The sequence below is a fragment of the Bacillus sp. HY001 genome, from assembly GCF_007558965.1.
GTDB classification, from domain to species: domain Bacteria; phylum Bacillota; class Bacilli; order Bacillales; family Bacillaceae_G; genus Bacillus_A; species Bacillus_A mobilis.
Genome location: NZ_VLTE01000423.1, coordinates 1 through 331, shown reverse-complemented (window position 1 = coordinate 331; position 331 = coordinate 1). Strand labels below are relative to the sequence as shown.

Sequence of the window (331 nt, the reverse complement as noted above, 5' to 3'; positions counted from 1 at the left end):
TTATTATCTAAAAAAGCACTTGAATACAATAGTTATAGACACAAATATCATAAAAGGTTAATTCGATACTTAACATGGCAATGGAGAATTAGACAAATGTATTCATCATTGAAAAAGCCATATTCTATAGGTGGGGACAAAGGGCTGCTAGCAGTAATGGATATCCCAAAAGATTGGAAGCCGAATCGCATTAGAGAACAGTTGGAAAATGTTCTAATGGATTTAGAAAATGAAAAAGTAATCTCTCATTGGGAGTATAGTGATCCACTTGATGAACAACAAATTGGGAAACGTAATTGGTTTAAAAACTATTACGCTAATTTAGGAATAA

At 32.0% G+C, this 331-nt stretch carries 1 pseudogene; it reads left to right on the top strand.

The window, feature by feature from the left end:
• Window positions 1-331: pseudogene (locus FOT98_RS32075) on the top strand (XRE family transcriptional regulator); the annotation flags it as partial.